This is a genomic window from Comamonas suwonensis, from assembly GCF_012844455.2.
Taxonomy (GTDB): Bacteria; Pseudomonadota; Gammaproteobacteria; order Burkholderiales; family Burkholderiaceae_C; genus Comamonas; species Comamonas suwonensis.
Genome location: NZ_JABBCQ020000020.1, coordinates 22,454 through 39,902, shown reverse-complemented (window position 1 = coordinate 39,902; position 17,449 = coordinate 22,454). Strand labels below are relative to the sequence as shown.

Here is a 17,449-nt window from a genome sequence, read left to right as displayed (position 1 = left end):
TTTGACACCTCTCTGTCACGAATTGCCTGCCTGGCAGGCTTTGCAAACGCATTACGAAGCACAAATCCAGCAACTGGATTTGTGCCAGGCATTTGCACAGGACCCACAACGTCTTGCATCACTCAGCTTGCAGGCACCCCATGTATTCGCAGATTTGTCCAAAAATCTGCTCAATACAGACACACAAGCTCTGCTGCTGCAGCTGGCGCAAGAAAGCCAGCTTGTGGCCAAGCGCAATGCCATGCTGGCAGGCGATGCCATCAACTCGACGGAACAGCGCAGCGTCATGCACTGGCTGCTGAGAACACCTGCGAACCGGGACGAAATCGCGAATGCGCCAACGGTTCAAGCTTGGTCCACTGAAATACATACCGCTTTGCATGAAGTGCATGGCACTCTTGATCAAATGCTCGCTCTGGCCGATCAGGTTAGAAACGATAAGCAGATTACCGACATCGTCAATATCGGCATCGGCGGCTCTCACTTGGGTCCTGAGGTCGTGGTCAATGCACTAGAAGACTGGATAGACACAGGTAAAAACTTCCACTTTGTCTCCAACGTCGATGGTCATGAGCTTGGACATGTGCTGCGCCGGGTCAAACCGGAAAGTACGCTATTTCTCATCGCCTCCAAATCATTCACGACCGCCGAGACCATGCTCAATGCACGCTCGGCCCGTCAATGGTTTCTGGAACACGGCGGTAGCGTCGATCCGCAAGCCCCCTGCTCGATTAACCAGCACTTTGTCGCGCTGACGACCAACCAGCAAGCTGCCGCAGAATTCGGCATTCAGCGCACTCTGGGCTTCTGGGACTGGGTCGGTGGCCGTTTCTCACTATGGTCAGCCATTGGTTTACCCATTGCCATTGCCATTGGTTCAATGCAATTTCGCACCATGCTCGCCGGTGCGCATGCGATGGATGCTCACTTTTTTACATCACCATTAGAGAAAAATCTTCCAGTCCACCTGGGTCTTCTGGATGTCTGGTACCGTGATTTCTGCCAATTCTCCAGCCGCTGCATCGCCCCTTACAGCCATGGCTTGCGCCGCTTGACCGCATATCTTCAGCAACTGGAGATGGAAAGCAATGGCAAGAGCGTGACCAAGGATGGCGTGCCACTTTCGGTGCCGACCGCCCCCGTTATATGGGGTGAGCCCGGCACCAACGGCCAGCACGCATTCTTTCAAATGCTGCACCAAGGACAGGATGTGATTCCCGTCGAATTCATTGCCCTGCGCGATGGGGGCAAGTATCTCGGCGAGCACCATCAGAGCCTGGTGATCAATGCCATCGCACAAGCTCAAGCATTGATGGTTGGGCGCGCAGGAGATGGGCTGGAAAAGGATTGCCCTGGTAATCGCCCCAGCAGCTTTTTGCTACTGGAGAGACTGGATCCAGCCTCGCTAGGCGCACTGATCGCCCTGTATGAGCACCGGATTTTTGTCTCCGGTGCCATCTGGAATATCAACAGCTTCGACCAGTGGGGCGTAGAACTTGGCAAGCAGCTTGCCAAGCAACTTCAGACCCGCCAAAGCAGCAGTGACTGGAATGGCGTCGATTCTTCAACACAAGCGTTGATGGCACGTTTGATGCAAAGCACTCAATAAAAGCAAAGGCTGCCAGCAGCCTGCTGCTTTTACGCTGCCAATTCTTCCTTCGGAAAATGGGGGTAGCGCACGCCCTCCAAGCTGGCCAAGCCAAACTCGGCCAGCAACTGACGCAAGCGCTGGGCCGAATTCCGCTTTTTCTGCCCTGTGTAACGCGCCACGATCAGCTCGTTCTTCATGCTGTGCTCCCAGCCTACCAGCTCTGTCACCGTCACCTGATAGCCACAGGCTTCGAGGTACAGGCAGCGCAGCACATTGGTGATCTGGCTTCCCATCTCTCGCGTATGAATAGGGTGACGCCATAGTTCTGCCAACGGAGTGCGTGACAGGCTCATTGCCTTGGTCTGGCGCAGGCAGGCGGCGACTTCGGCTTGACAGCAGGGCACCAGCACCATGGCCTTGGCCTTTTTCTCCAGTCCAAAGGCAATGGCGTCATCGGTGGCCGTATCACAGGCATGCAAAGCCGTGACCACATCAAACTGCGAGGGCATAAAGTCCACATGCGTGGATTCTGCCACTGACATATTGAGGAACTCCATGCGATCAAAAGCCAGATCGGCAGCCAGCTTCTGCGAAGCTTCCACCAGCGGCGCACGCGTCTCAATGCCGTAAATCTTGCCTTGGCCCAAGGCCTTGAAATACAGGTCGTAAAGGATAAAACCCAGATAGGACTTGCCTGCACCATGGTCAGCCAGAGTCACGGCATGACCATCCTTGGACAATTCATTCAGCAAGGGTTCGATGAACTGATAGAGGTGATAGACCTGCTTGAGCTTGCGACGCGAATCCTGATTGAGCTTTCCCTCACGGGTCAGAATATGCAGCGCTTTGAGCAGATCAATACTCTGACCGGGTTTGAGCCCTAATTGGGTGGCAATATCTTGCACGCCAGTGCCCGCAGGCTTCTGAGTCGCCTGCTTTTTATCCGCTTTTGCCATTACTTTTCTGCCTTTGCTGAGCCATGGCCTGTAACTGGGCAACGCGCGCCCACATCCAGATCCAGCCAGCCTTCAATACCGATTTTTTCCAGCGTTTCCATATTGCGCTCGTAAATCGATTCGGCTTCGGGAAACACTTCTACGGCTTTGTCGATGCTGTCTTCACGCAACAGGTGCAGGATGGGATAGGGTCCACGATTGGTGCAGTTGGTCACGTCATCCACATCTGTTCCCTCAAACTGGAACTGAGGGTGGAACGAGGCGACCTGAAGAATGCCGCCCAGATCCAGCTCTTCGACCATGGCGTCTGCCACTTCGAGGAAATCGTTGAAATCCAGAAAATCCTGCAGCGCATGGGGCAGGATCAGCAAGGTGGTGTCGCGCTTTTCTGCGTTGGCTTCGGCCAGCGCTTCCAGCTCGCGGTGCAAGTCTTCGGCAACTGCTTCGGCATCCATGGCCTCACTGACCACGTAATGAATCTGGCCCTTGACATGGACGCCCTTGGCAAAGGGGCAGAGATTGAGACCAATCACAGCCTTTTCCAGCCAGCGCACAGTGTCTTCAATGACGAGATCCGGCGGAAAGCCCTGCTCGGCGATGGTTGAGGTTTCGGTCATGACAAGGCCCTCCAAAATGCAAACGGGGGCAATCGCCCCCAAAGATTGCGCACTGGGCGGGAAAAATTCCGGCTCTAGATACACAGCGCCCATATTTTAACGAGCCCTCTTTAACGCTGCATGACATGGCCAGCAAACCCGGCAACCGTCAAGCTCCTGCGGCTTTTATCAAGGCACACCCAGCAAGCTCAGTCCCGTAATCTGCTCATGTTCACGTGCCGCATAGCGATCTGTCATGCCCGCAATAAAGTCCGCCACCACGCGTGCTCGATCATTCAGGGTGCTAGCCTCCCGCACCCGCTGCACAAAACGGGGTTTCATGCGCTCCGGCTCCACCATATAGGCCGTAAATAACTCGCGCACTACTTGCTGTGCACCATCCATGGTCTGCATGACCTGTGGATGGCGGTAGAGCTGCTTGAACAGGAATTGCTTGAGTCTTTGAGACTCAGCCTTCATTTCATCGCTAAACACGATGAGTACCTGCCCATGCAAACGCACATCCTGCACTGAATCCACCTTTGCTGACTCCAGCCGTGCACGCGAGCTGTTGATGACGTCATAGACCTGCTCACTCAGCATGCGGCGAATACTTTCGTACAGCAGCTTGCGCTGGGCATCTGGCACAGCCAATTGGGGCCAGTCCGCCAAAGTCGCCTCGTAATAACGTTCAAACAAAGGCACGGCATCCCGCAGCTGAGCCATGGTGATCAAGCCCGATCGAACCCCATCATCCACATCGTGGGCGTTATAGGCAATGGCGTCAGCCAGATTGCACAACTGCGCCTCCAGCGAAGGCTGGGTGCCGTCAATAAATCGCTGCGCCACTCCACCGGGCTCACGCGCATTCAATAGTTCGGCGTTGCTGCGCGAACAATGCTTGAGAATGCCCTCGCGTGTTTCAAAAGTCAGGTTGAGGCCGTCAAAGGCGGGGTAGCGTTCTTCCAGTCTGTCCACCACACGCAGGCTTTGCAAGTTGTGCTCAAAGCCGCCATGAGGTCTCATGCATTCATTGAGCGCATCCTGGCCCGCATGGCCAAACGGCGTGTGCCCCAAGTCATGTGCCAGACAAATCGCCTCGACCAGGTCTTCATCGAGCTGCAGCGCACGCGCAATGGAGCGTCCCAGCTGAGCAACTTCCAGCGAATGCGTAAGCCGCGTACGAAACAGATCACCCTCATGATTGACAAAGACCTGTGTCTTGTAGACCAGCCGCCTGAAGGCCGAGGAGTGAACAATACGATCCCGATCGCGCTGAAAGTCACTGCGCGTGGGCGCCACCGGTTCAGCAAAACGACGCGCCTTGCTATGCAAGGGATTGCAGGCATAAGAAGCCAGAGTGTTCATGCAAGCTGCCTCAACAACTGAATGAAGTCACTCTAGCAGCTCATTCCCAGCCTGGAACAGCTCCTGATGTGTCTTTGGAGCAGGCGCCTGATCTTCTGCGCTTCAGGCGCAGCAGCTCTCAATGACTTCACGCACCATAGCATCGGGCGCAGAGCGCATCGCCGCCCGACCAGCCCCATCAATCAGCACGAAGCGAATTTCACCTGCTTCCGATTTTTTGTCGACGCGCATCAGCTCAAGATAGCGGCCCGCATTGTCCTGCACATCAATGATCGCGCCGCGCACGGGCAAACCTGCGCGCTCAATCAAAGTGCGCAGACGCAAGACAAAGTGCTCATCAACCATGCCCAGACGCTTGGAAAGCTCTGCCGCCATCACCATGCCCGCGGCAACGCCTTCGCCGTGCAGCCAGTTGCCATAGCCCATGCCCGCCTCAATTGCATGACCAAAGGTATGACCAAAATTGAGGATAGCCCGCAGTCCAGCCTCTTTTTCATCCTGCCCTACAACCCAGGCCTTGATTTCCACGCTGCGCTTGACGGCATGCGCCAACAGCGTGCGATCTCGACTCAGCAAGCCATTGATGTTTTGCTCAAGCCAATCAAAGAACTGCATGTCAGCAATCGGGCCGTACTTGATGATTTCGCCCAAACCCGCACTCAGCTCGCGCTGCGGCAAGGTATCCAGCGTCGCAAGATCGCAGACCACCAGCTGAGGCTGGTAGAACGCACCAATCATGTTCTTGCCCAAAGGATGGTTGATGGCGGTCTTGCCGCCCACAGAGGAATCAACCTGCGAGAGCAATGTAGTCGGCACCTGCACAAAAGGCACTCCGCGCATATAGCTGGCGGCGGCAAAACCTGTCATATCACCCACCACTCCGCCGCCCAGTGCAAACAGCACAGTCCTGCGGTCACAGCCATGGGTAAGCAACGCATCAAATATCAGATTCAGCGTCTGCCAGTCCTTGTGTGCCTCGCCATCGGGTAGCACCACCTCATGGACTTGCCCATACTTGCTGCTCAACGCCTGCTTTAACGTCGACAGGTAAAGCGGTGCAACCACCTCATTTGTCACAATCAAAGCCGCCGCGGCCTTGGGCAAGGCCTGCCAAGTTGATCCCAGGGCCAGCAAGTCCTCCGCTATCACTATGGGATAGCTGCGCTCGTCCAAATCAATGTGCACCGTTTCCACGTCGAAACCCTCTCAAAATACATAGCAGGTACCGTATACAGTACCTAGGCCAGATAGCTATTTGACTCAAAATCAGGAATGCTGCCCCAACTCAACCTGCATTGCCACCCGCTGGGCCACCTGTGCCGCAGACAGTCCTCCGCCTGCCACCACAAAATCAGCCACTTCCTTGTAAAACGGATCTCTGATTGCATGCAGGTCCAGCAGGCGCTGAAAAGGATTGTCTACCTGCAGCAATGGCCGCTGTGTATCGCGCTGCAGTCGCTTTGCGATTTCATGAGGCGATGCACTCAAATAAACCACTTGGGCATATGCCATCAGCTGCTGACGATTTTCAGGTCTGAGAACTGCCCCACCGCCGGTGGCGACAACCATTTTCTGTGGATTTGAAAGCAGTCTTGCCAAGACTTCTTGCTCGACATCACGAAATTTTGGCTCACCTTCTTTGGCAAAGAACTCACGAATCGTGCAGCCAATGTGCTCTTCAATCGCGACATCCACATCCACAAAGGGGACAGACCAGCGCTTGGCCAGGTAACGCCCAATGGTGGACTTTCCACTTCCAGGCAGTCCGACCAGTGCGATATGGGCATCCATCACAAAATTCATTGCAGCATCAAGCCTGCGGCCTGCATCTAACATCAATGCGAGAGATTGTCGCAGCCTTGAGGGGCCGCAAGAAAAAAGGACTGCACCATTCACGATGCAGTCCTTTTCAAATCACACAGATAACTCTTTATTTGCCGGAGTTCCGAACCTGGCTGAGCATTTTTGGCGTAATGAACACCAGCATTTCACGCTTGCTAGAGGCCTTTGTGTTGTTGCGGAAAAGATGCCCCAACACCGGCAAATCGCCAAACAAAGGTACTTTATTGACCTGATTGGTCTCTTCCATCTCGAAAATACCACCAATCACCACTGTTCCACCGTTCTCCACCAGCACCTGGGTCTTGATGTGTTTGGTGTCAATGGCAACGCCCTGTGTCGTCGTCTCTCCGCGGCTATCCTTGTTCACATCCAAATCGAGAATGATGTCGCCTTCGGGTGTTATCTGAGGCGTTACTTCCAGCTTGAGAACCGCCTTCTTGAACGAAATGGTGGTCGCACCATTAGGCGCCGTGACGGAGTATGGATATTCCGTACCTTGCTCAATCAATGCCTTGTTCTGATCGGCCGTCACCAGACGTGGGTTTGAAATGATCTTTCCGTCGCCTTCGGCCTCCAAAGCCGACAGCTCCAAGGACAGGAAACGACTCATCGAGCTATTGAAGACAGAGAAGGCCAGCTGACCCACCGTATTGATACCCGAAATGCTGGCTGGCAAATTTACAAAATTTCCGCTTGGAAACTTTGTGTTCGCACCATCAGGCAAGAACTGAGTTGACGTCATTGAGGCGTTGCTGCCAACAGCCCCTCCACCAAACTTAACCCCAAGTGAGCGTCCAAAGGTATCTCTGGCCTCCACAATCCGGGCTTCAATCATGACTTGTCGCACAGGCACATCCAACGTAGCCAGCAAGTTTTTCATTTCCTCCAGCTTGGTTGGCGTGTCCGTCACAAACAGCTGATTGGTACGCGGTTCTGAAATAGCAGAGCCACGAGAGGACAGAAAGCGTGTGCTATTACCAGTGCCACCCCCGCCGCCACCCGACGAAGTCGTAATCTGCTGAAGAATATCCCCAGCCTTGGCATAGTTCAGCTGAAAGCCCTGTGTCCGCAGCGGCTCCAGCTTCTGGATTTCCATGGCTGCTTCATAGTCGCGCTTGGTACGCGCATCAATCTCATCCTTGGGCGCGATCCAGAGCACAGAGCCCGACTTTCGCATACCAAGCCCCTTGGCATCCATGATGATCTGCAGAGCCTGATCCCACGGAACATCTTTCAAGCGCAGCGTCAAAGCGCCAGTCACCGTATCCGAAGTCACGATATTGAAGTTGGTGAAATCGGCGATGACCTGCAGCAGCGAGCGCACTTCAATATTCTGGAAATTCAGCGACAGCTTTTCACCGCTATAGCCAGGGCCTTGCGTCAGCTTGCTAGTATCGACCTTTTTCTGGCGCACCTCTACCACGAACTGATTGTCGCTCTGGTATGCGCTGTGCTCCCAATCGCCCACAGGCTCAATGCGCATGCGCACATGATCACCTTGCTGGCTGGTAGAGATGGTTTGTACCGGGGTACCAAAGTCGGCCACATCCAGTTTTTTGCGCAAATTTTCCGGCAATGCAGTCCGCAGAAAATCAACGGTCAAGCCCTTACCCTCCTGACGCAAGTCCACTCCCACCTGGCTGTTGCCCAAACTCACAACAATCCGCCCAGAGCCATCGCTACCGCGGCGGAAATCCACGCCTCGGATAGGTGTCATATCAGATGATGCAGACTTGCTCTCAAAAACTGGCGTCACAGCCGGTGCCGAGCCTGAGGCAGATGCGACCGCACCAGCAGGGTCAAGCAAAATCAGCAACGACTTGCCTTGGCGCTGCAAGCGATACGTTGTGGCTGCCTTGAGATTCAGTACCAGACGTGAACGACCAGAAGCCTCTACGAGGTTGGCAGAGCGCAAGTTACCCTGATTAAATTCAAGGAGTGATTTTCCTGAACCATTCGTCACACCCGGAAAATCAAGCGCAATTCGTGCAGGCGTCTGCACCACAAACCCTGTCGGATCTGCGGCCAAGGGCTCAGACAGTTCGACTCGGATGACCTCGGAGCCCGACTGTAATGTTCCAGTCACAGACTCAATACGCGCCTGAGCCCAGGCTGCGGAAGAAAGCAAAAGACTGCCCAGTGTCAGTCCCCAACGGGCCTTCGCCAAAGTCCTGCGATTACTACCCATCATTTGCTAACCTCCTGCAACTCTAAAGTGCTTGTTCTCTCAATCCAGTCACCACCACCATCCTGAACAATTTCGCGCAACTGGATGGAGTTTTCAGTGATCTTGGTAATTTTTCCGTAGTTCTGCCCCAGGTAATTGCCAACGCGCACCTGATAGAGCAACGCACCCACCTTCACCAAGGCCGTCGGAACACTCTTTTTATCCAAGCTACCCACCATGCTCATGGCATCCAGCGGCTCAGCTTCCAGAGGTTCCTTGCGTCGATTCAGTTCCGGTGTCAGCAAAGCCGTGCTGATATTGGACTGAGCAGACTCCTTGCGCAGCACCTGAATCAGCTTGAGCGGATTGAATGGATCCATCCCCTCTGCTCCGGTGTACATCTGAGGCTTAAAGGGCTTGGGCTCATCTAGGGGCTTCACATTTGGCTTGGCATTGGCACGCTCTTGAGCCATCCACTCTCGCAACTGATCTTCTTCAGATGAAGTGCAGCCCACTAATAGAGCACTACCTACCAAAGCCAGCCAGAGAGGGTTCAACAGAAACTTGCTCATTTCTTCCCCTTAGCCGCATCACGCTGAGCCTTCACCTCGTCCGCATCCAGATAGCGGAAGGTACGTGCTGTGGCATCCATAGTCAGTACCTCACCATCCTTGCCTGCAGGTGCAATAGACAAGTTATTCAAGGTCACGATGCGAGAAAGAAAAGCGACATCCGAAGCAAAAGATCCAATATCGTGATAACTACCGGTCACCTTCAGAGTAATAGGTAGCTCGGCGTAGTACTCCTTGGCCACCATGGCTCCTGGACGGAATACCTCGAACTGAAGACTTCGCCCCAAGCCAGCCTGATTGATATCCGAAAGCAAAGCCGCCATTTCTGCTTTACTGGGCAATTGTTTTTCCAGCTGCGTCACGTACTGCTGCACCTGCTCACGCTGCTTCTTCAAGCCTTCAAGGCTCACGGCCTTGAGCATCTTCTTGGTGTAGTCATCGCGCAAAGTCACCTCGGTTGCGCGCTCGGTTTCCAGCTCTGTTTCGTAGTCCTTGAGCATGACAAACCACACAACAGCAGCAACGGCGATGGCAACCACGGTGTATAGCAATGCCTTGGGCAACGCTGGCCAAACCGATGGATCGTTGGGGTCCAGATTACGAAACTGTCGCTGAATTTTTTCCTGCAGCGCAGCGAAATCAATATCTGAAGATTTCTTCTTTTTTGCCATTACTGCGCCTTCACAGAAGAAGTGGCAGCGGTCAGACTTTTCTCTGCATCGCTGGCTCTTGTCAGATTGAAGCGCAATGTGAATGCAGCTGCGCGGCGCTTGTCCTTCGCAGTCACATCGACGGTCTTGGCCACAATTTCCATCAGCTCAGGCTTGGAGAACCACGCCGTGCCTTCGGTAAGATTGCGCAGCATTTCGGAAATGCGCTCATTCGATTGCGCAGTTCCCTGCATGGTCACCAGCAAACCGTCTTGCTTGATGCTGCTGAGGTAGACGCCATCCGGCAATTGCTTCACCAGCTCATTGAGCATATGCACCGGCAGATTGCGATCAGACTGCAGGTCTTCCACAGCCTTCTGACGAGCACGCAACGCAGCAATTTCGGCCTCCAGCCCGTCAATTTCTTTGATCTGGGTTTCCAGAACCTTGATCTCGGAGCGCAGCAGATTGTTCTTGTTCTGCTGCCCTTCAATCATGATCTGGAAATACCAGTAAATCAGCCCCGCAATCAGCAGTCCGGCAATCGCTGCCATCACCATATTGACCTGAAACGCCTCTTTTCGACGTTTCTTGGCGGCTTCGCGGTGCGGTAAAAGGTTGATCAATATCACTCTTGAAACCTCCGCATGGCCAGACCGCAAGAGGTCAAATAAGACGGTGCCTCACGTGCCATCTTCTTCAGGCGCACAGCACTGCCAATTTCCATACCATCAAATGGGTTGGCAAGGCTGCAGGCGCATCCGGTCTGTTGACTGACGGCCTCCACCAAGCCGGGCAAGGACGCAGACCCCCCTGCCAGCAAGACATGGTCAACACGGTTGTATGGCGTGCTGGTAAAGAAAAACTGCAGCGCGCGAGCGACTTCCTGCGTCAGGCTCTGTACAAAAGGCTTGAGCACGCCCGTTGCGTAGTCGTCAGGCAATTCACCACTGCGTTTTTTGGCCTCGGCCTCTTCAGGTGAAAAACCGTATTGCCGCGCAATCAGCTGCGTCAGCTGCGCGCCACCAAACGCCTGATCACGTTCATACAGCACTTCGTCATTGCGCAGCACCTGCATGCTGGTGGTCATCGCGCCCACCTCAAACAGCGCGACCACGGCATCCTGCCCAGCGTTGCTTAGTCTGGAAACTAGGCGTGTCGCAGCCATTCGGGCCGCATAGGGCTCAATATCCACCACGATGGGCTTCAAGCCAGCAGCTTCTGCCAAGCCCTGACGGTCTTGAACTTTTTCCTTGCGCGAGGCGGCAATCAGCACGTCCACGTCACCCGAAGAAACCGAGGATGGACCGATGACACAGAAGTCAAGACTCACCTCATCGAGGGAAAACGGGATGTACTGATTGGCTTCGGATTCGACCTGCACTTCCATTTCCAGCTCAGACAAGCCGGCGGGCAACGTGATTTTTTTGGTAATCACTGCAGCAGCAGGCAGTGCCATGGCTACCTGCTTGGTGCGTGTACCGCTTTTTTTGACCAAACGACGAACCGCCTCTGCGACTTCGTCAAATTTTTCGATGTTGCCGTCGGTGATCCAGCCTTTTTCAAGAGGCTCAATCGCACAACGCTCCAGTTGCCACTCACCTGACTTGCTTTTGGTCAGCTCAACCAACTTCACGCTGGAGGAGCTGACATCAATGCCAAGCAATGGTGCAGGCTGACGGCTGAATAAAGAACTCAGAGCAATCAACGTGCCCCCCTAGATTGTAAGAATGGAAACAAAAGCCAGCAATACATGGGAATCCTAGCAGCAAGCTATAGCAACCCACGCTTTGCTGTAGCCATTTCCCACGCATTTCGTGGTCAAAAAAAGACAACCTTGTGTAACATCAAACAGGGGTGCAGCAGCATCCACTCATGCAACAGTGCTTACCCTGTGCTTTAGGATTCAGCCAACGTGTGACATCCACATCGTCACAAAGATGCTTTTCTGAAGGGGATTTCTATAATGCCCCACCTCTTGCTCATACTGCGAAATGCCGCCATCAGAACATTCTGCCCATCAGGCTCCAGCGCCTGGATCCAAAGCTCCTAAAAAACGCATGCACTGGTTGCTGCGCTCCATCTTCTGGCTCATGGGCCTGGCAGTTGCGGGCGCGCTGGCAATCTTGCTGGCTGTCGCTGTGGCGCTGGCCATGGCCTACCCCAACCTTCCTGACGTCTCCGAGCTGGCGGATTACCGTCCCAAGCTGCCGCTGCGGGTGTACTCCAGCGAAGGCGCTCTGCTAGGCGAGTTTGGTGAAGAGCGCCGCACACTGACGCCGATTCAAGAAATTCCCAAGGTCATGACCAATGCGGTACTGGCCATTGAAGACACGCGCTTCTTTGAGCATGGTGGCGTGGACTACAAGGGCATGTTGCGTGCTGCGCTCGCCAATCTGGGCAAGGTCAAAAGCCAAGGCGCATCCACCATCACCATGCAGGTGGCGCGCAATGTGTACCTGACCTCCGAGAAGACATACACCCGCAAGATCTACGAAATTCTGCTGACCTTCAAGTTAGAGCACCTGCTCACCAAGGAGCAGATTCTTGAGATCTACATGAATCAGATCTTTCTGGGCAACCGCGCCTATGGTTTTGCTGCTGCCAGCGAAGCGTACTTCGGCCACCCCCTGAAAGACATCACCGTTGCTGAAGCCGCCATGCTGGCGGGTCTCCCCAAGGCCCCGTCTGCCTATAACCCGATCAGCAACCCCAAGCGTGCCCGCATTCGCCAGCTCTACATCATTGAGCGCATGGAAGAAAACGGCTTCATCACCGCCGAGCAAGCCAAGCAGGCCAAGGAAGAGCCACTCAAGCTGCGAACCGCCTCCAATTCCACCCGTGTTCATGCTGAATACGTGGCGGAAATGGCGCGTCAGCTAATCTTTGCCCAATACGGCAACGATGCGTACACACGCGGCCTGAACGTCTACACCACCCTGAATGCAGGCGAACAAGAAGCCGCTTACAAGGCTCTGCGCGAAGGCATCATGAACTACGAGCGCCGCCAAAAGTACCGCGGCCCTGAAAAATTTATCACCTTGCCCGGCAACCCGCAGGAGCTGGAAGAAGCGATTGACGATGTGCTGGCCAATCACCCCGACAACGGCGATGTGATTGCCGCCGTGGTGCTCGAAGCCTCACCTCGCAAGATCGTGGCTGCACGCGCTGATGGCACACACTTTGACATCACCGGTGACAACCTCAAACCGGCCGAGTCCGGCCTTAGCCCCAAGGCACCTCCCAATATCAAGATCCGCCCTGGTGCGGTGATCCGCGCTGTCAAAAATGCCAAGGGCGCATGGGAAATCACCCAGCTGCCTGAAGTGGAAGGCGCATTTGTCGCCGTGTCCACTCAAACCGGCGCAATTCGCGCACTGGTGGGCGGCTTTGACTTTGAAAAGAACAAGTTCAATCACGTGACTCAGGCTTGGCGCCAGCCCGGATCCAGCTTCAAGCCCTTCATCTACTCGGCAGCGCTGGAGCATGGTTTCTCGCCTACAACCATGATCAATGACGCGCCAATCTTCTTCAGCGCAGCAACCACCGGCGGCCAGCCTTGGGAGCCCAAGAACTACGACGGCACCTATGCCGGCCCCATGACCATGCGCACGGGCTTGAACAAGTCCAAGAACATGATCTCCATTCGCCTGCTGCAGGCAATCGGCCCCAAGACCGGCCAGGAATGGGCGACACGCTTTGGCTTTGAAGCCTCCAAGCAGCCCGCGTACCTGACCATGGCTCTGGGCGCAGGTTCCGTCACGCCGCTGCAAATGGCAGGTGCTTACTCGGTCTTCGCCAATGGCGGCCACCGCCTCAACCCCTGGCTGATTGCTCGCGTCACAGACCACAAGGGCAGAATCCTGTCCGAGTTCACGCCTCCCCCCATCAGCAGCCTGCCCCAGGCCATTCCTGAGCGCAATGCCTTTATCACTGGCACCTTGCTCAACGATGTGGCACGCGTGGGTACCGCAGCCAAGGCACAGGCCACACTCAAGCGCCCCGATCTGTACGGCAAGACCGGTACGACGAACGATTCTGTGGATGCCTGGTTTGCCGGCTATCAGCCCAGCATCTCGGCCGTCTCATGGATTGGTTACGACACGCCCCGCAATCTGGGCTCCCGTGAAACCGGTGGCGGCCTGAGCCTGCCTATCTGGATCAGCTTCATGCAGCACGCACTCAAGGGGGTTCCCGTGACGGAGGTACAAGCCCCCCCCGGCGTGGTCAATATGGGAGGCGACTGGTACTACGAGGAAAATGCCCGCAGTGGCGGCATCTCCAGCCTGGGTATGGAAGCATCTGTGCCTTCCAGCGGCGATAACGCCGGACCGGGTGCCACACCCGCACCCGCTTCTGAAGAACGCAGCCGAATCCTGGATCTGTTCAGGAATTAAGCCCGCAAAAATAAAAGCCTGCCTCTCATCGAGGCAGGCTTTTTTCATTCAGTGCCTGAGATTTATCAGCCTAGCGCTTTGAATTCCAGCGACATCGCCGACTGCTCGCTTGCATATTGCGTCAGGTTGGCAAAGAACTCGCCTGCGCCCTTGGTGTCCATCCAGGCCTTCTTCTCTTCGTCAAAGCGGTAGTGAAAGCCGCCCGCCTTGGCTGCCAGCCAGATTTCGTGCAAGGGCTTTTGCTGGTTGATCACAATCTGGCTACGGTTCTCAAAAACCAGTGTCACCAGGCCACCCACGCGCTGTGCATCAAGGTCCGCATCGGTTTCGTCGTTGATGCGGTCACAGCATTGCTCCACGGCCATCAGTAGTTGATCAGCGCGGTCCAGATATTCAAGGTCAGTCATTACAATTTGCCCATGTTGAAAGCCACCCAAATTTTAGTCAGGAGCATTGCCCTTGCAGCTTGTGCGGCGTCCATCGCTTCACTTTCCGCCTGTGGACAAAAAGGCCCGCTCTATCTGCCGACCGATCCAGCCGCTCAAGGCCGCGCTACCTTGCCGGAAGCCCTGGGCATTTCGTCTCCTAAAGCGCCAGGCACAGCAGCGCCTGTGGTGACGCCTTCACCGCTGAGCGATGCAGAGAACTCCGTAGCGGCAGATACCAAGCCCTGAGGCTTGATAAACATCAACACTCTGTTCAGGGTTCAACTCTAGAGTGGGGCATCTTGTCCTTTGACAATCTGCCATGCCCATAGAGCTTTACCGCGACAAAACCCATGCCTGCCTGATGTTCACCGACCTCATCGAAGAGGACGGTCAAGCCATTCAGGCCAATCAGTTCCTGATCGTTGACAACGGCACAGGTGCCATCATCGATCCCGGTGGTAACCTGGCCTTCAACGAGTTGTTCATGGGCATGTCCCGCCACTTTACGCCGCAAAAACTGGCCTATGTGGTCGCGTCGCATGCGGACCCGGACATCATCGCCTCGCTTGACCGCTGGATGACCAGCACCCGCGCCCAGCTAGTCATCTCGCGCATCTGGGAGCGTTTTGCACCTCACTTCACCAAAGTAGGCAAGACAGAGAACCGCGTGATCGGTGTGCCAGATGCAGGCGGCCGCCTGCCGCTGGGCAATACCGAGCTGGTACTGCTGCCTGCACACTTTTTGCATGCAGAAGGCAACTTCCACTTCTACGACCCCATCAGCAAGATTCTGTTTACGGGCGACTTAGGGGTGTCTCTGACTACCGGCGCTGAGGCACAAAAGCCTGTAACCGACCTAGTACCCCATATTGCACGCATGGAAGGCTTCCACCGTCGCTACATGGTCTCCAATAAGATTTTGCGGCTGTGGGTTCAGATGGCGCGTCAACTGCCCATCGAAATGATCGTGCCCCAGCATGGCGCGCCCATCATGGGCAAGCAGGCGATTGGCGATCTTTTCAACTGGCTTGAAGGCTTGCAGTGCGGTATTGACTTATTCGATCAACGCGCCTACCAGCTGCCCAGTGCAGAGATTGACCCGGTCACGCGCCAGGTACGCCCACCACTGCGTGCCGTGGCAGGTTAATCATTTTTTGATAGCACGCACTGCACGCCAGGTAAGCAAAATACTGAGAATGGCGGCATAAACAGCCACCTCGGCAAAGTTGTTCTTGCCAGCGCGCATCCAGAAGAAATGCAGCAGTGCCAGCGGCACCGTGGCGTAAACCGCGCGGTGCAGCCACTGCCAGCGCTTGCCGCCGAGCGCCTTGAGCACGAACTTGGGCGAAGTGGCAGCCAGCACCAGCAGCACCAGCCAGGTGGTGAAGCCCACCAGAATAAACGGGCGCTTGGGAATATCGGCCACGATATCGCCCCAGTCCAGCCCCATGTCGAACCACGCATAGCAAAGCAGGTGCAGGCAGGCGTAGAAGAACACGTACAGGCCCAACATGCGCCGGTAACGCACCAGCAGATTCCAGCCTGAGAGCTGACGCAGCGGCGTCACCGCCAGCACGATGCAGAGAAAACGCAAAGTCCAGTCGCCGGTCTGGCGCAGCAAAGCCTCTGCTGGGTTGGCTCCCAGCCCATCGGTAGAGGCCGCATAGAAAAGCCATGCGAAGGGCAGCAGGCACAGCGTAAAGACCAGCGGCTTGGCCCAGGGCTTGAGCAACCAGGCCTGCATCAGTAGAACTTCTTCAAATCCATGCCGGCGTACAACTGCGCGACCTGATCACCGTAGCCGTTGAACATCAGGGTTTTGCGCTTTTTGGCGAACAAACCGCCTTCACCAATACGGCGCTCGGTGGCCTGGCTCCAGCGAGGGTGATCAACCTCGGGGTTCACGTTGGAGTAAAAACCGTACTCATTGCGCGCAGCCTTGTTCCAGGCGGTTCCGGGCTCTTTGTCCGTCAGGCGAATCGCCACCAGCGACTTGGCGCTTTTAAAGCCGTATTTCCATGGCACAACCAGCCGCACCGGCGCGCCATTCTGGTTGGGTAGTACTTCGCCATACATGCCAAAGGCCAGCAGCGTCAGCGGGTGCATGGCTTCATCCAGCCGCAATCCTTCGGTGTAGGGCCAGTCCAGCACACCACTTCTAAGGCCCGGCATCTGCGCCTTGTCAGCCAGGGTGACAAATTCCACATACTTGGCGCTGGAAAGTGGCTGCACCTTTTTGAGCAATTCAGACAGCGAGTAGCCCACCCACGGGATGACCATGGACCAACCCTCTACGCAGCGCAGGCGGTAAATGCGCTCTTCCTGTGCGCTGAGCTTGAGCAAGCTGTCGATATCCAGCGTCTGCGGCTTTTGCACCAAACCTTCGATGCGTACCGTCCACGGCCGTGTCTTCAGCGTGCCGGCATTGCGTACCGGCTCGCCTTTATCCAGACCGAACTCGTAGTAGTTGTTGTAGCTCGTGGCGTCTTTGTAGGCCGTGGCGGCTTCCACCGTCATTGCACCTGAGACCTTGCTGGGCTGGCCTTTCAGAGCCGGAAGGTGAGCGCGCTCAGCCTCCGCCGCCAATGCATCGCGCCCGGCCCAACTGGCCAGTGCAGCGCCTGCGGCCCCCGTGGCCAATGTCTGCATAAAGGCTCGTCGCTGCAGATATTGCGTCTGCGAGGTGATTTCGCTGTTCAGCGAATGGACAAAGCCTTGGTTGTTATTGCGTATCAGCATGTTGTGCTCCAGGTACTCACAACAGAGTACCTATGACTTCAGAGCAGCGCCAGTCAGCAAAGTTCCACGCCTGCAGTTCTATAAAAAAAGGAGCTGCTTACGCCTTTTATCTATAGGTTTCAATACCAGAAGATATTGAAACC

General features: G+C 55.4%; 17 protein-coding genes and 1 pseudogene. 4 read left to right on the top strand and 14 right to left on the bottom strand.

Going from position 1 to position 17,449, the window contains the following annotated elements; translation table 11 throughout:
* Position 1 precedes the first annotated feature (1 nt).
* Positions 2-1,609 carry a glucose-6-phosphate isomerase gene (pgi, locus tag HF327_RS19005; protein ID WP_198461915.1) on the top strand — a complete coding sequence of 536 codons (1,608 nt, stop codon included), beginning with the start codon at positions 2-4 and terminating at the stop codon, positions 1,607-1,609.
* A 29-nt stretch (positions 1,610-1,638) separates the two neighbouring features.
* On the opposite strand, the gene HF327_RS19000 is transcribed toward pgi, so the two are convergent.
* The 10 genes from HF327_RS19000 to HF327_RS18955 form a co-directional block, all read right to left on the bottom strand.
* The gene (locus tag HF327_RS19000; RefSeq protein ID WP_198461913.1) at positions 1,639-2,547 is read right to left on the bottom strand and encodes a class I SAM-dependent methyltransferase; all 909 of its coding nucleotides are present in this window, start codon (positions 2,545-2,547) and stop codon (positions 1,639-1,641) included.
* On the bottom strand, positions 2,547-3,164 hold the full coding sequence (locus HF327_RS18995) for a DUF1415 domain-containing protein (protein ID WP_198461911.1): 618 nt from the start codon (positions 3,162-3,164) through the stop codon (positions 2,547-2,549). Before HF327_RS18995 ends, HF327_RS19000 begins: the two co-directional genes overlap by 1 nt.
* Before the next feature lie 168 nt (positions 3,165-3,332).
* The gene (locus HF327_RS18990; protein ID WP_198461909.1) at positions 3,333-4,511 is read right to left on the bottom strand and encodes a deoxyguanosinetriphosphate triphosphohydrolase; all 1,179 of its coding nucleotides are present in this window, start codon (positions 4,509-4,511) and stop codon (positions 3,333-3,335) included.
* Between the two features lie 102 nt (positions 4,512-4,613).
* Positions 4,614-5,705 (bottom strand): 3-dehydroquinate synthase, encoded by a 1,092-nt coding sequence (gene aroB, locus HF327_RS18985; protein WP_198461907.1) that lies wholly within the window; start codon positions 5,703-5,705, stop codon positions 4,614-4,616.
* A gap of 72 nt (positions 5,706-5,777) precedes the next feature.
* On the bottom strand, positions 5,778-6,302 hold the full coding sequence (locus HF327_RS18980) for a shikimate kinase (protein ID WP_407927056.1): 525 nt from the start codon (positions 6,300-6,302) through the stop codon (positions 5,778-5,780).
* A 139-nt stretch (positions 6,303-6,441) separates the two neighbouring features.
* The gene (gene pilQ / locus HF327_RS18975; protein WP_198461905.1) at positions 6,442-8,544 is read right to left on the bottom strand and encodes a type IV pilus secretin PilQ; all 2,103 of its coding nucleotides are present in this window, start codon (positions 8,542-8,544) and stop codon (positions 6,442-6,444) included.
* Positions 8,541-9,092 carry a pilus assembly protein PilP gene (locus tag HF327_RS18970; protein ID WP_198461904.1) on the bottom strand — a complete coding sequence of 184 codons (552 nt, stop codon included), beginning with the start codon at positions 9,090-9,092 and terminating at the stop codon, positions 8,541-8,543. The genes pilQ and HF327_RS18970 overlap by 4 nt, the downstream gene beginning before the upstream one ends.
* On the bottom strand, positions 9,089-9,763 hold the full coding sequence (locus tag HF327_RS18965; protein ID WP_198461902.1) for a type IV pilus inner membrane component PilO: 675 nt from the start codon (positions 9,761-9,763) through the stop codon (positions 9,089-9,091). The genes HF327_RS18970 and HF327_RS18965 overlap by 4 nt, the downstream gene beginning before the upstream one ends.
* Positions 9,763-10,374: a PilN domain-containing protein gene (locus HF327_RS18960; protein WP_099738746.1), complete on the bottom strand. Its 612-nt coding sequence runs from the start codon at positions 10,372-10,374 to the stop codon at positions 9,763-9,765. Before HF327_RS18960 ends, HF327_RS18965 begins: the two co-directional genes overlap by 1 nt.
* A complete protein-coding gene (locus HF327_RS18955) occupies positions 10,371-11,450 on the bottom strand; it encodes a pilus assembly protein PilM (protein WP_198461900.1) in 1,080 nt (359 codons plus the stop codon). The genes HF327_RS18960 and HF327_RS18955 overlap by 4 nt, the downstream gene beginning before the upstream one ends.
* 352 nt (positions 11,451-11,802) lie before the next feature.
* On the opposite strand from HF327_RS18955, the gene HF327_RS18950 reads away from it, so the two are divergent.
* Positions 11,803-14,139: a penicillin-binding protein 1A gene (locus tag HF327_RS18950; RefSeq protein ID WP_198461898.1), complete on the top strand. Its 2,337-nt coding sequence runs from the start codon at positions 11,803-11,805 to the stop codon at positions 14,137-14,139.
* A 65-nt stretch (positions 14,140-14,204) separates the two neighbouring features.
* On the opposite strand, the gene cyaY is transcribed toward HF327_RS18950, so the two are convergent.
* Complete coding sequence (gene cyaY / locus HF327_RS18945) at positions 14,205-14,546, bottom strand: iron donor protein CyaY (protein ID WP_198461896.1); 342 nt, start codon at positions 14,544-14,546, stop codon at positions 14,205-14,207.
* A 12-nt stretch (positions 14,547-14,558) separates the two neighbouring features.
* Here cyaY and lptM point away from each other — a divergent pair.
* Positions 14,559-14,660: pseudogene (lptM, locus tag HF327_RS22440) on the top strand (LPS translocon maturation chaperone LptM); the annotation flags it as partial.
* Between the two features lie 20 nt (positions 14,661-14,680).
* Here the strand turns inward: lptM and HF327_RS22435 are convergent.
* The gene (locus HF327_RS22435; RefSeq protein WP_198461984.1) at positions 14,681-14,827 is read right to left on the bottom strand and encodes a hypothetical protein; all 147 of its coding nucleotides are present in this window, start codon (positions 14,825-14,827) and stop codon (positions 14,681-14,683) included.
* A 59-nt stretch (positions 14,828-14,886) separates the two neighbouring features.
* Between HF327_RS22435 and HF327_RS18930 the strand changes: the two genes are divergently transcribed.
* A complete protein-coding gene (locus HF327_RS18930) occupies positions 14,887-15,714 on the top strand; it encodes an oxygen-binding di-iron domain-containing protein (RefSeq protein ID WP_198461895.1) in 828 nt (275 codons plus the stop codon).
* On the opposite strand, the gene HF327_RS18925 is transcribed toward HF327_RS18930, so the two are convergent.
* Together HF327_RS18925 and msrP are read right to left on the bottom strand one after the other, a co-directional pair.
* On the bottom strand, positions 15,715-16,311 hold the full coding sequence (locus HF327_RS18925) for a protein-methionine-sulfoxide reductase heme-binding subunit MsrQ (protein WP_198461893.1): 597 nt from the start codon (positions 16,309-16,311) through the stop codon (positions 15,715-15,717).
* On the bottom strand, positions 16,311-17,306 hold the full coding sequence (gene msrP / locus HF327_RS18920; protein WP_198461891.1) for a protein-methionine-sulfoxide reductase catalytic subunit MsrP: 996 nt from the start codon (positions 17,304-17,306) through the stop codon (positions 16,311-16,313). The genes HF327_RS18925 and msrP overlap by 1 nt, the downstream gene beginning before the upstream one ends.
* Positions 17,307-17,449: the final 143 nt, after the last annotated feature.

Bases quoted from the DNA above. Each gene is read 5' to 3' on its own strand.
- msrP (WP_198461891.1), bottom strand. From the start codon at position 17,306: ATGCTGATACGCAATAACAACCAAGGCTTTGTCCATTCGCTGAACAGC.
- HF327_RS18980 (WP_407927056.1), bottom strand. From the start codon at position 6,302: ATGGATGCCCATATCGCACTGGTCGGACTGCCTGGAAGTGGAAAGTCC.
- HF327_RS19000 (WP_198461913.1), bottom strand. From the start codon at position 2,547: ATGGCAAAAGCGGATAAAAAGCAGGCGACTCAGAAGCCTGCGGGCACT.
- pilQ (WP_198461905.1), bottom strand. From the start codon at position 8,544: ATGATGGGTAGTAATCGCAGGACTTTGGCGAAGGCCCGTTGGGGACTG.
- HF327_RS18970 (WP_198461904.1), bottom strand. From the start codon at position 9,092: ATGAGCAAGTTTCTGTTGAACCCTCTCTGGCTGGCTTTGGTAGGTAGT.
- HF327_RS22435 (WP_198461984.1), bottom strand. From the start codon at position 14,827: ATGTTTATCAAGCCTCAGGGCTTGGTATCTGCCGCTACGGAGTTCTCT.
- HF327_RS18930 (WP_198461895.1), top strand. From the start codon at position 14,887: ATGCCCATAGAGCTTTACCGCGACAAAACCCATGCCTGCCTGATGTTC.
- HF327_RS18925 (WP_198461893.1), bottom strand. From the start codon at position 16,311: ATGCAGGCCTGGTTGCTCAAGCCCTGGGCCAAGCCGCTGGTCTTTACG.
- cyaY (WP_198461896.1), bottom strand. From the start codon at position 14,546: ATGACTGACCTTGAATATCTGGACCGCGCTGATCAACTACTGATGGCC.
- HF327_RS18995 (WP_198461911.1), bottom strand. From the start codon at position 3,164: ATGACCGAAACCTCAACCATCGCCGAGCAGGGCTTTCCGCCGGATCTC.
- HF327_RS18965 (WP_198461902.1), bottom strand. From the start codon at position 9,763: ATGGCAAAAAAGAAGAAATCTTCAGATATTGATTTCGCTGCGCTGCAG.
- HF327_RS18950 (WP_198461898.1), top strand. From the start codon at position 11,803: ATGCACTGGTTGCTGCGCTCCATCTTCTGGCTCATGGGCCTGGCAGTT.
- HF327_RS18990 (WP_198461909.1), bottom strand. From the start codon at position 4,511: ATGAACACTCTGGCTTCTTATGCCTGCAATCCCTTGCATAGCAAGGCG.